11 protein-coding genes are annotated in these 15,104 nt (G+C 69.8%); 4 read left to right on the plus strand and 7 right to left on the minus strand.

The window, feature by feature from the left end; genetic code table 11:
• Positions 1-148: 148 nt before the first annotated feature.
• On the minus strand, positions 149-1,915 hold the full coding sequence (arc, locus tag V4Y03_RS05725) for a proteasome ATPase (protein ID WP_317873649.1): 1,767 nt from the start codon (positions 1,913-1,915) through the stop codon (positions 149-151).
• A gap of 299 nt (positions 1,916-2,214) precedes the next feature.
• Here arc and V4Y03_RS05730 point away from each other — a divergent pair, with 299 nt between their 5' ends.
• Positions 2,215-2,526, plus strand: coding sequence for a ferredoxin (locus tag V4Y03_RS05730; RefSeq protein WP_332434226.1), 312 nt, complete (start codon positions 2,215-2,217; stop codon positions 2,524-2,526).
• A gap of 4 nt (positions 2,527-2,530) precedes the next feature.
• On the opposite strand, the gene V4Y03_RS05735 is transcribed toward V4Y03_RS05730, so the two are convergent.
• The 3 genes from V4Y03_RS05735 to V4Y03_RS05745 all read right to left on the minus strand — a co-directional run bounded on the left by V4Y03_RS05735 (position 2,531) and on the right by V4Y03_RS05745 (position 5,563).
• Positions 2,531-3,148, minus strand: a complete 618-nt coding sequence (locus tag V4Y03_RS05735; protein WP_332434227.1) for a hypothetical protein — start codon at positions 3,146-3,148, stop codon at positions 2,531-2,533.
• Positions 3,149-3,466: 318 nt separating this feature from the next.
• Positions 3,467-4,354 (minus strand): tRNA (adenine-N1)-methyltransferase, encoded by an 888-nt coding sequence (locus V4Y03_RS05740; RefSeq protein WP_056566344.1) that lies wholly within the window; start codon positions 4,352-4,354, stop codon positions 3,467-3,469.
• An 18-nt stretch (positions 4,355-4,372) separates the two neighbouring features.
• The gene (locus tag V4Y03_RS05745; RefSeq protein ID WP_443079748.1) at positions 4,373-5,563 is read right to left on the minus strand and encodes a site-2 protease family protein; all 1,191 of its coding nucleotides are present in this window, start codon (positions 5,561-5,563) and stop codon (positions 4,373-4,375) included.
• Between the two features lie 122 nt (positions 5,564-5,685).
• On the opposite strand from V4Y03_RS05745, the gene V4Y03_RS05750 reads away from it, so the two are divergent.
• On the plus strand, positions 5,686-6,588 hold the full coding sequence (locus tag V4Y03_RS05750) for a RecB family exonuclease (RefSeq protein ID WP_317874911.1): 903 nt from the start codon (positions 5,686-5,688) through the stop codon (positions 6,586-6,588).
• Between the two features lie 42 nt (positions 6,589-6,630).
• Complete coding sequence (locus V4Y03_RS05755) at positions 6,631-7,308, plus strand: response regulator transcription factor (protein ID WP_317874912.1); 678 nt, start codon at positions 6,631-6,633, stop codon at positions 7,306-7,308.
• A 130-nt stretch (positions 7,309-7,438) separates the two neighbouring features.
• Here V4Y03_RS05755 and V4Y03_RS05760 read toward each other — a convergent pair whose 3' ends face one another.
• The 3 genes from V4Y03_RS05760 to metH all read right to left on the minus strand — a co-directional run bounded on the left by V4Y03_RS05760 (position 7,439) and on the right by metH (position 13,837).
• Complete coding sequence (locus V4Y03_RS05760; RefSeq protein ID WP_317874913.1) at positions 7,439-9,028, minus strand: ABC transporter substrate-binding protein; 1,590 nt, start codon at positions 9,026-9,028, stop codon at positions 7,439-7,441.
• Between the two features lie 463 nt (positions 9,029-9,491).
• Positions 9,492-10,190 (minus strand): HAD family hydrolase, encoded by a 699-nt coding sequence (locus V4Y03_RS05765; protein ID WP_317874914.1) that lies wholly within the window; start codon positions 10,188-10,190, stop codon positions 9,492-9,494.
• A gap of 128 nt (positions 10,191-10,318) precedes the next feature.
• The gene (metH, locus tag V4Y03_RS05770) at positions 10,319-13,837 is read right to left on the minus strand and encodes a methionine synthase (protein ID WP_317874915.1); all 3,519 of its coding nucleotides are present in this window, start codon (positions 13,835-13,837) and stop codon (positions 10,319-10,321) included.
• Positions 13,838-14,079: 242 nt separating this feature from the next.
• On the opposite strand from metH, the gene V4Y03_RS05775 reads away from it, so the two are divergent.
• A complete protein-coding gene (locus V4Y03_RS05775) occupies positions 14,080-14,844 on the plus strand; it encodes an IclR family transcriptional regulator (RefSeq protein ID WP_317874916.1) in 765 nt (254 codons plus the stop codon).
• Positions 14,845-15,104: the final 260 nt, after the last annotated feature.

The raw sequence follows: 15,104 nt of genomic DNA on the forward strand, positions 1-15,104 counted from the left end.
GCGACTCGGCGGTACCGAAGAGCCTAGAACGGCTCCGCGCTGGTGTGGAGATCACTCGCGGTATTTCCCTGTGCCGGGGGGAAATGCCGGATGGAATGCGACGGCTGCGGATGCCCGGTTTCCGGACATCCGCAGCCGGTGTGCGTTTCTACAGGTACTGGCCGGTATTGGCCACCGTGTCGATGGAGCGTCCGGTGTCCGCGCCCTGCTTTCCGGTGACGAGCGTACGGATGAACACGATCCGCTCGCCCTTCTTTCCGGAGATCCTGGCCCAGTCGTCGGGGTTGGTGGTGTTGGGCAGGTCCTCGTTCTCCTTGAACTCGTCCACGCACGCCTGGAGGAGGTGGGAGACCCGGATGCCCTTCTGGTTGTGGTCGAGGAAGGCCTTGATGGCCATCTTCTTGGCCCGGTCGACGATGTTCTGGATCATCGCGCCGGAGTTGAAGTCCTTGAAGTACAGGACTTCCTTGTCGCCGTTGGCGTACGTGACTTCGAGGAAGCGGTTCTCCTCGGATTCGGCGTACATCTGCTCGACGACGGACTGGATCATTCCGTGGGCCGCGGCGGCCTTGGAGCCGGCGTGCTCGGAGATGTCGTCCGTGTGGAGCGGCAGGGTGGCCGTGAGGTACTTCGCGAAGATGTCCTTCGCGGCCTCCGCGTCCGGACGCTCGATCTTGATCTTGACGTCGAGCCGGCCGGGCCGCAGGATCGCGGGGTCGATCATGTCCTCGCGGTTGGAGGCGCCGATGACGATGACGTTCTCCAGGCCCTCCACGCCGTCGATCTCGGCGAGCAGCTGCGGGACGATGGTGTTCTCCACGTCCGAGCTGACACCGGAGCCGCGGGTGCGGAAGAGGGATTCCATCTCGTCGAAGAAGACGATGACGGGGGTGCCCTCGCTCGCCTTCTCCCGGGCACGCTGGAAGACGAGGCGGATGTGCCGCTCGGTCTCACCGACGTACTTGTTGAGGAGCTCGGGGCCCTTGATGTTGAGGAAGTAGGACTTCCCCGCGGGCTGTCCGGTCACCTCGGCGACCTTCTTGGCCAGGGAGTTGGCCACGGCCTTCGCGATCAGCGTCTTGCCGCAGCCCGGGGGCCCGTAGAGCAGGATGCCCTTGGGCGGCCGCAGTTCGTGCTCCTTGAAGAGGTCCGGGTAGAGGTACGGGAGCTCGACCGCGTCGCGGATCAGCTCGATCTGGTTGCCCAGGCCGCCGATCTTCTCGTAGTCGACGTCCGGGACCTCTTCGAGGACGAGTTCTTCGACCTCGCTCTTGGGGACCACTTCGTAGACGTAGCCGGAGCGGGAGTCGAGCAGCAGGGCGTCGCCGGGGCGGATGGTGACGTCCAGCAGAGGCTCGGCGAGCCTCACCACCCGCTCCTCGTCGGTGTGCCCGACCACCAGGGCCCGCTCGCCGTCCTCGAGGATCTCCTTGAGGGTGACGATGTCCCCGGCGCGCTCGAACTCCATGGCCTCGACCACGTTGAGCGCTTCGTTGAGCATGACTTCCTGGCCGCGCTTGAGCTCGTCGAGCTCGATGCTCGGGCTGACGTTCACCCGGAGCTTGCGGCCCCCGGTGAAGATGTCACAGGTGCCGTCCTCGTTGGCCTGCAGGAAGACACCGAAGCCGGCCGGCGGCTGCGCGAGCCGGTCGACCTCCTCCTTGAGGGCCACGATCTGGTCGCGGGCCTCACGGAGCGTGTTCGCCAGACGTTCGTTCTGCGCGGACACGCCGGCCAGGTTTGTCTGCAGCTCGACGATCCGCTCTTCGAGAATCCTCGTGTGACGCGGAGAGTCGGCGAGCTTGCGGCGCAGGACGGCGATTTCCTGCTCGAGATAGGCAACCTGACCGGCGGGGTCTTCAGACCCTCGCCCCGGCCGGATGCCGCGGTTGATGTCGTCGTCGTGGGCTGCCACGGTCCTCACCTCCTCCAAGGGGAGCTGGACGCTTCCTGACCCTACCTGCGTGGGTGGTGATTGAAACCCCTAGATCAAAAAGACTCCGAGGTGTGTCCGATCTTCACCCTTGCGCTTCCCCTCTCGCCAGGGGAATACCCACCCTTCACGACTTGAATGCGGGCGGTTGTATCGTCGTCCTGGGCCAACACCCGTCAGAGGGGGCCCGACTTACCCGCGAGAAGCGGAACGGGTCGCGGAATGCGTCGCGGATCAGGCGCGGAACAGATGCAGAACGAGATGCAGGAACGGCAGGAGATATGACCGTGCAGCACGAGGCTCCGTCCACGGGCGTCGACGAGGCCCTGGAGGTCTGGATCGACCAGGACCTGTGCACCGGGGACGGGATCTGCGCGCAGTACGCTCCCGAGGTCTTCGAGCTGGACATCGACGGGCTCGCATATGTGAAGAGCGCCGACGACGAACTCCTCCAGGACGCGGGGGCGACCACCCCGGTGCCGCTGACGCTGCTCCAGGACGTGGTGGACTCCGTGAAGGAGTGCCCCGGCGACTGCATTCATGTGCGCCGGGCCGCGGACAAGGTAGAGGTGTACGGCCCCGACGCCGAGTGACGGGTCAGGCGCTCCGCGCGTCGGCCTGTCCGGCGCGGACGAAGGCGCCGCCCTGCCAACGCCAGCTGACCTGCTCCTTCTCGTCGGGGCAGCAGCTGGGTACGTCGAGGGACGAGTAGCCGAGCAGGGTGGCGTGGACCGCTCCGTCGCGTACGGCGAGGGCTCCGACGCTCTTGAGCTGCTCGGGCGCGACGAGCGTGGCCACCACGCGCGCGGGTGCGCCGGCCTCCTTGCCGCGGGTGAGGACGTAGACGCCGCTGGGCGGGGTGCCGGAGCCGGCTTCGCAGTGCACGACCGCAACGGTCTCGGGGTTTCCGTCCCCGTCCAGGTCCCCCGACACCCGCTTGGCGACGGTGTGCGGGGCTCCTCGGCATTCCAGGGGGTAGTCGACTCCGGTGGCCTCGGGCGCGGGTGCCGGACGCGGGGCGGCGGGGGCCGCGGAGGCTCCGGCGGGGCCCGGCTGGAGGAGTCCGGCGAGGGCGACGACGGCGGCGGTCGCCGCGGCGGTGGCCAGCCAGTGGGCCGGCCGGGCTCGGGTGTGTGCGAGGTCCACGAGGTCCGGGGCGGCGGAGGGCTGCACGCGAGACGTCTCCTGTGGGGTGGTGCGGCGGGTTTCCGGCATCGTGCCACACGTCACAGGGGGACGGAACAGCCGGGTCGGACCCGGCGGGGGCGCTCCGGTCGCGGCGAGCGCGCGGGGGCGGGTATATCCGGACACGGCCTGGAGCCGGGGGCGGGCGTTACTCGCGGCGGGCAGCCGGGGGTCCCGGAGACGGGCGGCTCAAGCGGAGCGGCTCCGGCCGGTCAGTCGGTCAGTCGGTCAGTCGGTCAGTCGGTCAGTCGGTCAGTCGGTCAGTCGGTCCGAACATGAGGACGCCGCCGTCCAGTTCCCCGCAGTAGGGCGGGAACTCGACGGCGGCGTGCCGTGGATGTCGGGACGTCAGCCCTTGTTGGGGCCTTCGTAGTCCTCGCCGTAGGCGCCCTTGGCGGGGCGGCGGCGGCGCATCGGGGGCTCGACCCCGTCCGCGAGGCGGCGGGCGGTGACGAGGAAGCCGGTGTGACCGATCATCCGGTGGTCCGGGCGGACGGCGAGGCCCTCGACGTGCCAGTTGCGGATCATGGATTCCCAGGGCTGCGGCTCGGCGTAGCAGCCGAACTCGCGGATGGACTCCACGGTGCGGGCGAGCTGGGTGGTGGTCGCCACGTAGCAGCAGAGGATGCCGCCGGGGACGAGCGCCTTGGAGACGGCCTCCAGGCACTCCCAGGGGGCGAGCATGTCCAGGATGACGCGGTCGACCTCGGTGTCGGACAGGTTGTCCTGGAGGTCGCCGACGGTCAGCTGCCACGCGGGGTGCGGACCGCCGAAGTAGCGCTCGACGTTGCCCTTCGCGATCTCGGCGAAGTCCTCGCGGCGCTCGTAGGAGTGCAGCATGCCGCTGTCGCCGATGGCGCGGAGCAGGAAGCTGCTGAGCGAGCCGGAGCCCACGCCTGCCTCGACGACGCGCGCGCCGGGGAAGATGTCGGCGAAGGCGAGGATCTGCCCCGCGTCCTTCGGGTAGACCACGGCGGCACCGCGGGGCATGGACAGGACGTAGTCGGGGAGCAGGGGGCGCAGCGCGAGGTAGGCGACGTTTCCGGTGGTACGGACAACGCTGCCCTCGGGTGCGCCGATCAGCTCGTCATGGGGGAAAGAACCCTTGTGGGTGTGGAAGTTCTTTCCCTCTTCGAGCGTGAACGTGTAGTGGCGGCCCTTGGGGTCGGTCAGCTGAACCTGGTCCCCGACCTTGAAGGGCCCGCGGCGGCGGGCGGCACCGGTCGGTTCGGACATACGACCAGAGTACCGGGGTTAAGAGGTGGGTCGTGCCATGGCCTTGACGAAGGCGCGCTCGACGTCGGTGGTGGCGAGGACGCCGTAGATCTCGCCGGTGTCCTCGACGACGAGGTACTCGGTGGCGGGGCTGGCGCGGAGGTGGTCGAGGAGGGGCTGCCCGGTGAGTTCGGCGGGGACGCGCATGCCGTCGGTGAGGTCCTGGGCGAGGGTGCTGACGGCGACCCAGGGGCGGCGGTGCTGGGGCACGGCGGCGATGGCGGCCTCGCGGACGATGCCGGTGGGGTCGCCGTGGCCGTCGACGACGACCAGGGCGCGGGCGCCGGCCTCGTTGGCGCGGCGGAGGGCCTCGGAGAGCGGGGTGGCGGGCTCGACGGGGATGGCGCGGCGGGTGAGGCTGCGGGCGCGGAGCTCGGGGAGATGTTCGCGGAGGCGGGCCATGCGGAGGCTGTTGCCGGCGCCGGTCCAGATGATGGCGGCCAGGATCGCGGCGAGCAGGGCGTCGGTGACGGTGGTGAAGCCGTCGATGTTCTCGGTGGAGTTGCCGAGCCAGCCCGTGCGGGTGAGCAGGGGGAGGCCGATGAGGACGGTGACGGCGAGGAAGCGGCCGACCCAGGCGGCGGCGACGGTGCCGCTCATCGGCTTGCCGGTGATCTTCCAGACGACGGCGCGGAGCATGCGGCCGCCGTCGAGCGGGAGGCCGGGGAGCAGGTTGAAGATCGCGACGATCAGGTTGGAGATCATCAGGCCGGCGAGCAGGACGCCGGGGACGGTGCCGGGCTCGACGGCGTACAGGGAGAGGTAGAACAGGCCGGAGAGAACGAGGGAGAGGAGGGGGCCGACGAAGGCGAGGACGAACTCGCGGCCGGGGGTCTCGGTCTCCTTCTCGATCTCGGAGACGCCGCCGAAGAACTGGAGCTGGATGCGGCGCACCGGGAGTTTGAAGCGGAGCGCGGCGATGGTGTGGGCCAGTTCGTGGACCAGTACGGAGGCGTAGAAGGCGATGGCGAAGAAGAGGGAGACCAGGTAGCGCGCGGCGCCGAGTTCGGGCAGGACGCGCTGGATCTGGTCGCCGAAGACCCAGGTGATCAGGGCGGCGACGAGGAACCAGCTGGGGGCGACGTAGACGGGCACGCCGAAGGGCCGGCCCATGAGGATGCCGCCCCCGGGCTCCTCGGTCCGCTGCGGCTTGGGCTCGTCCTGGTTCACGGGTTCCTTTCGTCGCGTGGTGTGACCGCGTCGCCGGGTCACGGTTCGATCATGCAGTGCGACAGGGTCACAGGTCGATGGTATTCCGCGCGCTGTCGGTGGCGGGTCGTAGGGTCTTCGACATGAGTACGAGCGAGCAGGTGCCGGCGGAGCCCCGGGCGCCCATGTCGTTGTCGCCTTCGCGGGCGAGCGATTTCATGCAGTGTCCGCTGCTGTACCGGTTCCGGGTGATCGACCGGCTGCCGGAGAGGCCGAGCGAGGCGGCGACCCGGGGCACGCTGGTGCACGCCGTGCTCGAGCGGCTCTTCGACGATCCGGCGGTGGACCGGACGGCGCCGCGGGCGCGGGCGATGGTTCCCGGGCAGTGGGACCGGCTGCTCGAGTCGAAGCCGGAGCTGGGCGAGCTGTTCGCGGAGGATCCGGAGGGGGCGCGGCTGGCGGGCTGGCTGGGTGAGGCGGAGCGGCTGGTCGAGCGGTGGTTCACGCTGGAGGATCCGACGCGTCTGGAGCCCGCCGAGCGGGAGCTGTTCGTGGAGACGGAGCTGGATTCGGGGCTGCGGCTGCGCGGGGTGATCGACCGGATCGATGTGACGCCCTCGGGTGATGTGCGGATCGTCGACTACAAGACGGGCAAGGCGCCCCGCCCGGAGTACCGGGACGGCGCGCTGTTCCAGATGACCTTCTACGCGCTGGTGGTGTGGCGGCTGAAGCGGGTGATCCCGAGGCGGCTGCAGCTGGTGTATCTGGGCAGTGGGGAGGTGCTGACGTACGACCCGGTGGAGGCGGATCTGCTGCGGGTGGAGCGGAAGCTGCTCGCGCTGTGGGACGCGATCCGGCTGGCGACGGAGTCGGGTGACTGGCGGCCGCGTCCGACGAAGCTGTGCGGTTGGTGTGATCATCAGGCGGTCTGTCCGGAGTTCGGCGGTACGCCCCCGGTGTACCCGTTGAAGATCGTTTCAGCGCGCCCGCCGGAGTCGGGCGAATCCGGGCAGGGCAGAATGGACCCGGCCCCGCCGGCGCCGTAGTGCCGGCGTACCTCGTGAGCTCAGCCCCGTGAAGGAGCCCTTGTGACGATCCGCGTCCTCTTGGTCGACGATCAGCCGCTGCTGCGCACCGGCTTCCGGATGATTCTGGAGGCGGAGCAGGACATCGCGGTGGTGGGTGAGGCCGGGGACGGCCTCCAGGCGCAGGAGCAGGTGCGGGCGCTCCAGCCGGACGTGGTCCTGATGGACATCCGGATGCCTCGGATGGACGGGGTGGAGGCGACCCGGCAGATCACGGGTCCGGGCCGGGACGGTCCGGCGAAGGTACTGGTGCTGACCACCTTCGACCTCGACGAGTACGTGGTGGAGGCGCTGCGGGCGGGGGCGAGCGGTTTCCTGTTGAAGGACGCGCCGGCGACCGAGCTGGTGCAGGCGATCCGGGTGGTGGCGGCCGGCGAGGCGATGCTGGCGCCGTCGATCACGCGTCGGCTGCTCGACAAGTACTCGGCGCATCTGCCGACGGGCGAGGAGCGGGTCCCGGACACGCTGGGCACCTTGACCGACCGTGAGGTGGAGGTGCTGAAGCTGGTGGCGCGGGGCCTGTCGAACGCGGAGATCGCCGCGGATCTGTTCGTCAGTGAGACGACGGTGAAGACGCACGTGGGTCATGTGCTGACGAAGCTGAGCCTGCGGGACCGGGTGCAGGCCGCGGTGTACGCGTACGAGAGCGGCCTGGTGCGGCCGGGCGCCGCCGGTCAGTAGCTCCCCGGGCGCGGCGGAGACGACAGGAGGGGCCCGGTGCGCGTGTCGCGCGCCGGGCCCCTCCTGTCGCATGGGGGCTTGGGGGTGTCGGGTCCGTGCCTGGCGCGGTCGGCCCTTCCGGTCGACGGGGTCAGACGGCGCCGCGGCCGAGCTCCCAGAGCAGCAGGTCGGAGGAGGTGCTGAGGGCGTACTCGACTCCGTTGAGGTCGTCGCGGGCGGCGACGTACTGCTTGCCCTGCCACAGGGGCAGGACGGGTACGTCCTGGGCGACGATCTTCTGGATCTGGTTGTATTCGGGGCTCGCGGCGGTGCGGTCGGCCTGGCGGCGCGAGCGCGGGATGAGCTGGTCGCGGACGACCTTGTTCACGTACGGGGTGTTGAGGAAGTTGTCGCTGTCGAGGAACGGCGCGATGTAGTTGTCCGGGTCCGGGTAGTCCGGGAACCAGCCGAGGCCGTAGACGGCGTAGTCGCCGCGCTTCTGGGCGGTGCGGAAGGTGGACCAGTCGGCGCCCTTGACGTTGGCGTCGAAGAGTTCGCTGGCGACGAGCTGCTTCTTGAGCGCCTCGAACTCCTGGGCGGTCTCGGCGCCGTAGTGGTCGGTGGTGTAGTTCAGGGTCACCTTGACGGGGGTCTTCACGCCGGCGTCCTTGAGGAGCTTGGCGGCGCGGTCGGGATCGGGCTCGCCGTACTCGTCGAAGAACGGGGTGGCGTGGCCGGTGATGCTGGAGGGGATCAGCGAGTAGAGCGGCTCGGCGGTGGGGCCGTAGACCAGGTTGACGAGGGCGCCCCGGTCGATGACGGCGGCCATGGCCTGGCGCACGGCCTTCTCCTTGACGGAGGGGGCCTTGGTGTTGAAGCCGAGGTAGCGGATCTCCAGGCCGGGGACCTCGACGACCTCGATGCCGTCCTGGGGCGTCTCGGTGAGGTTCTTGATCTGCTGCTGCGACAGGGAGCGGGCGACCATGTCGATGTCGTCGCCCTCCAGGGCCTTGCCCATGGTTCCGGCGTCGGCGAAGGAGCGCAGTTCGACCTTGTCGTTGCGCAGGGTGATGTCGCCCTTGTAGGCGGGGTTCCTGCTGAAGACGAAGCGGGTGGCCTTCTCACCGTCGCGTTCGGCCTTCATGGTGTACGGGCCGGAGCCGTCGACGTCGAAGCCGTCGCGGAGCTTGTCGGCGGCGTACTTGTCCTTGCTGAGGATGCCGGCGACGGGGGTGGAGAGCTTGTACGGGAAGGTGGCGTCGGGGGTCTTGAGGTGGAAGACGACCTCGTCGGCGCCCTGGGTCTCGACGGTGTCGACGTTCGAGAGGAGGGCGGCCGTGCCGTTGTCCGACTTGATCTTCAGGACGCGGTCGATGGAGAACTTGACGTCCTCGGCGGTGACGGGCGTGCCGTCGGCGAAGGTGAGGCCGGAGCGGAGCTCGCAGCGGTAGCTCTCGCTGGCCTTGTCGGAGAATCCGCAGCTCTGGGCGGCCTCGGGGACGGGCTCGCCGCCGCCGCGGGGCACGTGCAGCAGGGTCTGGACGGTCTGCCGGAGGACGTTCCAGGCGCCGGTGTCGTAGGCGAAGGCCGGGTCGAGCGGGGCGGGCGCGTCCGCGGTGGCGATGAACTGGTCCGTGGTGCCGACGACGATCGCTCCGCTGTCCTCCGCTCCGCCGCAGGCGGCGAGCAGGGGGGCGAGCAGTCCGGCCACGGCCGGGAGCACCAGGGTCTTGCGGTTCATCAGGGACGATCTCCTCATCCGGCACTGGGATACAGCGGTCAGTGGAACTCCGCCGCCTGCCGCCCGGTCGGGGCGGGAGCGATCGGGCCGGGTGTTGCGATCGGTCCTGTGTTCACGGCGACTTGGGTGTGCGCCGGTGCACGCGGTTATGCGGCGAAGTACTCGCGAAAGATTAGTGGGCGGCGTCGCTATTTCCGGACCACGGGCGGCCCCGGGGGTAATCGCACAGTGATCATGAATACGGCGCCTTCGATAGTCATGCGCCGGAGGATGCGGACGGGGGTGAGCGAACTGGTACAGATGGGGGCACCGAAACACCCTCTTTCCGGGCGCCGGGCACGACGAAGGCCACCCACCGATGGGCACTCTGCGTGACCAAGGTCACGCGGGGGCCTTTTCGGTGAATGGCCTGATCGCTTTTCCCGCGCGAAAGCGCATTCAGCCGGGAAAGCTCAGACGAAGCTCAGATTCCCGTGATCAATGTGCGAAGGAACGGCACATCGACCTCCTCGAGGGAACGCACGACGACCCGGCCCGGGGAGGCCGCGATGGGGGCGACGGAGGGCACCGCCACGACCCGGCAGCCCGCCGCCTCCGCGGCCGCCACACCGGTCGCCGTGTCCTCGACGACGGCGCAGAGCACGGGGTCGGCGCCGACCCCCTGGGCGGCCGTCAGATACGGCTCGGGGTGCGGCTTGGTGCGGGCCACCTCGTCGCCCGCGACGGTGAGCGTGAACCGGTCGCGGCCGAGCGAGTGGAGGACCCGGTCGATGATCCGCCGGTGCGAGGCGGAGACCAGGGCGGTGGGGATGGAGTGCCGGGCCAGCTCGGCGAGCAGCCGCTCGGCGCCCGGCATGAGCGGCACTCCGCGCGCGATGCGCTGCTCGAACTTCTCGTTGAGCAGGACGGTCAGCTCGGCGAGGGTGATGTCTGCGCCCGTGGACTCGATGAGGTAGCCCGCGCTGCGGGTCATCGGGCCGCCGACGACGACGTCCCGCCAGGCCTCGTCCAGCCGGTGCCCGAGGTCGGCGAAGACCTCGACCTCCGCGTCCCACCAGAAGCCCTCCGTGTCGACGAGGGTCCCGTCCATGTCGAGGAAGACCGCCTGCAGGGCGGGGCTGCCGTTCGTACGGAACAGGGACGCGGGGACCGTACTGGTCATCCGGCACACCTCCATGGAGGGACGAGAAGGCCGGCCCCCCTCCCCGGTACGGGGAGGAAGACCGGCCTGCACTGGACCGACAAGTGTACGTCCCGATCACCCGGAGCGCGCGGATTTACCGCGGCCGGTCACCGGGCGTTGAAGTACTTCGCCTCCGGGTGATGGATGACGATGGCGTCGGTGGACTGCTCCGGGTGGAGCTGGAACTCCTCCGACAGGTGCACCCCGATCCGCTCCGGGCGCAGCAGATCCGCGATCTTCGCGCGGTCCTCCAGGTCGGGACAGGCCCCGTAGCCGAGGGAGAAGCGCGCGCCCCGGTACTTGAGGTCGAACATGTCGCGGACGTCGGACGGGTCCTCGCCGGCGAAGCCCAGCTCCGCGCGCACGCGCGCGTGCCAGTACTCGGCGAGGGCCTCGGCGAGCTGCACGGACAGACCGTGCAGCTCCAGGTAGTCGCGGTAGGAGTCGGAGGCGAAGAGCTCGGCCGTGGCCTCACCGATCCGCGAGCCGACGGTGACGACCTGGAGGCCGACGACATCGGTCTCGCCGGACTCCTCCGGGCGGAAGAAGTCCGCGAGGCAGAGGCGGCGGCCCCGGCGCTGGCGCGGGAAGGTGAAGCGGGTCCGCTCGTTGCCGGCCTCGTCGAGGATGATCAGGTCGTCGCCCTTGGAGACACAGGGGAAGTAGCCGTGGACGACGGCCGCCTCCAGGAGGTTCTCCGTGTGGAGGCGCTCCAGCCAGCCGCGCAGCCGGGGCCGGCCCTCGGTCTCGACCAGCTCCTCGTACGAGGGGCCGTCGCCGGCCCGGTTCTGCTTGAGGCCCCACTGGCCCTTGAAGAGGGCGCCCTCGTCGAGCCAGGACGCGTAGTCCTTCAGCGGGATGCCCTTGACGACCCGGGTGCCCCAGAACGGCGGGGTCGGCACCGGGTTGTCCACGGCGACGTCGGAACGGCCGCCGGGCTCCGGCTCCGCGCCGGTGGCGTCGGCCGCCGCGGGGGTCGTCTTCGCGACCCGGCGCTGCTTGAGCTCGGGGAGTACGGCACCGGGGACTCCGCGCTTGACGCCGATGAGCGCGTCCATGAGGCGCAGGCCCTCGAAGGCGTCGCGGGCGTAGCGGACCTCTCCCTGGTAGATCTCGTGCAGGTCCTGCTCGACGTAGGCCCTGGTGAGGGCGGCGCCGCCGAGGATCACGGGGTACTTGGCGGCCAGCTCGCGCTGGTTCAGCTCCTGGAGGTTCTCCTTCATGATCACGGTGGACTTCACCAGGAGACCGGACATGCCGATGACGTCGGCCCGGTGCTGTTCCGCCGCTTCGAGGATCGCGGAGACCGGCTGCTTGATGCCGATGTTGACGACGTTGTAGCCGTTGTTGGACAGGATGATGTCGACGAGGTTCTTGCCGATGTCGTGGACGTCGCCCCGGACGGTGGCGAGGACGATCGTGCCCTTGCCCTCGGCGTCGGACTTCTCCATGTGCGGTTCGAGGTACGCCACGGCCGTCTTCATGACCTCGGCGGACTGGAGCACGAACGGCAGCTGCATCTGGCCGGAGCCGAACAGCTCACCGACCGTCTTCATGCCGTCGAGCAGGATCTCGTTGACGATCTCCAGGGCGGGGCGGACCGTCAGGGCCTCGTCGAGGTCGGCCTCCAGGCCGTTCTTCTCGCCGTCGACGATGCGGCGCTTCAGCCTCTCGTCCAGGGGCAGGGCGAGGAGTTCCTCGGTCTTGCCGGCCTTCATCGACTTGGTGTTGACGCCCTCGAAGAGGGCCATCAGCTTCTGCAGCGGGTCATAGCCCTCACTGCGGCGGTCGTAGATCAGGTCGAGCGCGGTGGTGACCTGCTCGTCGTCGAAGCGGGCGATCGGCAGGATCTTCGAGGCGTGCACGATGGCCGAGTCGAGACCGGCCTTGACGCACTCGTCGAGGAAGACCGAGTTGAGGAGGATGCGCGCGGCCGGGTTGAGGCCGAAGGAGATGTTGGAGAGGCCCAGCGTGGTCTGCACGTCCGGCCGGCGGCGCTTCAGCTCGCGGATCGCCTCGATGGTGGCGATGCCGTCCTTGCGCGACTCCTCTTGGCCGGTGCAGATGGTGAAGGTCAGGGCGTCGATGAGGATGTCGGACTCGTGGATGCCCCAGTTGCCGGTGAGGTCCTCGATGAGCCGCTCGGCGATGGCGACCTTGTGCTCGACGGTGCGGGCCTGGCCCTCCTCGTCGATGGTGAGGGCGATCAGCGCGGCGCCGTGCTCCTGGGCCAGCCGGGTGACCTTGGCGAAGCGGGACTCGGGGCCGTCGCCGTCCTCGTAGTTCACGGAGTTGATGACGGCCCGGCCGCCGAGCTTCTCCAGGCCGGCGCGCAGGACGTCGACCTCGGTGGAGTCGAGGACGATCGGCAGGGTGGAGGCGGTGGCGAAGCGGCCGGCCAGCTCCTCCATGTCGGCGACGCCGTCGCGGCCGACGTAGTCCACGCAGAGGTCGAGCATGTGCGCGCCCTCGCGGATCTGGTCGCGGGCCATCTCGACGCAGTCGTCCCAGCGGCCGTCGAGCATCGCCTCGCGGAACTTCTTGGAGCCGTTGGCGTTGGTGCGCTCGCCGATCGCCATGTACGCGGTGTCCTGGCGGAACGGCACGGTCTGGTAGAGCGAGGCCGCGCCGGGCTCGGGGTTCGGGTCGCGCGGGGCGGGGGCGAGGCCCCGGACGCGGTCGACGACCTGGCGCAGGTGCTCGGGGGTGGAGCCGCAGCAGCCGCCGACCAGGGAGAGGCCGTAGTCGCGGACGAAGTTCTCCTGCGCGTCGGCCATCTCCGGCGGTGTCAGGGGGAAGTACGCGCCGTCCTTGGTCAGCACCGGCAGGCCGGCGTTCGGCATGCACATCAGCGGCGTACGGGAGTGGCGGGCGAGGTACCGCAGGTGCTCGTTCATCTCGGCGGGGCCGGTGGAGCAGTTCAGACCGATCAGGTCGATGCCGAGCGGCTCCAGGGCGGTGAGCGCCGCGCCGATCTCCGAGCCGAGCAGCATGACGCCGGTGGTCTCGAAGGCGAGGGAGCAGATCAGCGGCACGTCCATGCCGAGGGCGTCCATCGCGCGGCGCGCGCCGATGAGACTCGACTTGGTCTGCAGCAGGTCCTGGGTCGTCTCCACGATCAGCGCGTCCGCGCCGCCGGCCAGCAGGCCCTCGGCGTTCCGCTGGTAGCCGTCGCGCAGCACGTCGTACGCGATGTGGCCCAGCGACGGCAGCTTGGTGCCGGGGCCGATGGAGCCGAGCACCCAGCGCTGGCGGCCGTCCTTGGCGCCGAACTCGTCGGCGACCTCGCGGGCGATCCGGGCGCCCGCCTCGGAAAGCTCGAAGATCCGGTCGGCGATCTCGTACTCGCCGGCGGCCGAGTGGTTGGAGCCGAAGGTGTTCGTCTCGACGCAGTCGACGCCGACCTCGAAGTACGCCTCGTGCACCGAACGGACGATGTCGGGCCGCGTGACGTTCAGGATCTCGTTGCAGCCTTCGAGGTCCTGGAAGTCCTCGAGCGTCGGATCCTGGGCCTGGAGCATGGTGCCCATGGCGCCGTCGGCGACGACCACTCGGCTGGCGAGTGCCTCACGGAGGGCTGCGGCGCGGTTCCGGCTGTCAGCGGAAGGGGTCGGCAACGAGGCCATGGATGAGCTCCCTGGGATGCGACGGCTGTCGGCTTTGCACGCTCGGTGGAGGGTGCACGGGGCCAGCGTAACCGCGCATCGGCCGGGGTGGACACGGCGTCCCACGGGCCGGACGGCATCCTGTGTGCGGGGACTCCCGGTTCTGCCCGTTCTTGACCGACACTGTCAGGTGTAACGAAAGGTCGGCATCGACCGATAGTGTTCAGCATTGTCGAACAGCGTGAGAGGGAGAAGGCCGGGCGATGGCGAAGAACATCCAGTCGCTTGAACGAGCGGCGGCCATGCTGCGACTGCTCGCGGGCGGCGAGCGCCGGCTCGGCCTGTCCGACATCTCGTCCTCGCTCGGGCTCGCCAAGGGCACGGCCCACGGCATCCTGCGCACCCTCCAGGCGGAGGGCTTCGTGGAGCAGGACGCGGCCTCCGGCCGGTACCAGCTCGGCGCGGAGCTGCTGCGCCTCGGCAACAGCTATCTGGATGTGCACGAGCTGCGGGCGCGGGCCCTGGTATGGACGGACGACCTGGCGCGGTCCAGCGGCGAGAGCGTCCACCTGGGCGTGCTGCACCAGCGGGGCGTGCTGATCGTCCACCATGTGTTCCGGCCGGACGACAGCCGCCAGGTCCTGGAGGTGGGGGCCATGCAGCCGCTGCACTCCACGGCCCTGGGCAAGGTGCTCTCGGCGTACGACCCGGTGGCGCACAGCGAGGTCGTCGAGGTCGAGCGCGAGGCGTTCACACCGCGCACGACGACGGCCCTGGCGGACTTCGAGTCGGTGCTCGACCTGACGAGGGCCCGGGGCTGGGCGGCGGACCAGGAGGAGACCTGGGAGGGCGTGGCCTCCGTGGCGGCGCCGATCCACGACCGGCGCCGGATGCCGGTGGGCGCGGTGGCGGTCACCGGGGCCGTGGAGCGCCTCTGCCCGTCCGGAGAGCTGCGCCCGGAGCTGATCGCGGCGGTACGGGACTGCGCCCGCGCGGTGTCCCGGGACCTGGGGGCCGGGCGCTTCTAGCCGACCCGAAGCGGCACCGAAGCGGCACCTGAGCAGCGCCGTAACAGCAGCACAGCCGCACCGAACCCGCCGGTAACGATCCCGTTATCGGCGGGTTTTTCACTTCCCGAAGCCTTGACGCGCTGTTGAGCCGGGGGCAAAACTTCCGTTCATCGGTCGGCATTGCCGAACAGTTAACGGCAATACACGCTAGAGTGTGGCAGTGCCAAGGGCCGGTAACGCCCTCACACGAGGGCGCGGACCACCGGAGGGACCCGGGG

Origin of the sequence: Streptomyces sp. P9-A4 (assembly GCF_036634195.1) — a bacterium.
Lineage (GTDB): Bacteria > Actinomycetota > Actinomycetes > Streptomycetales > Streptomycetaceae > Streptomyces.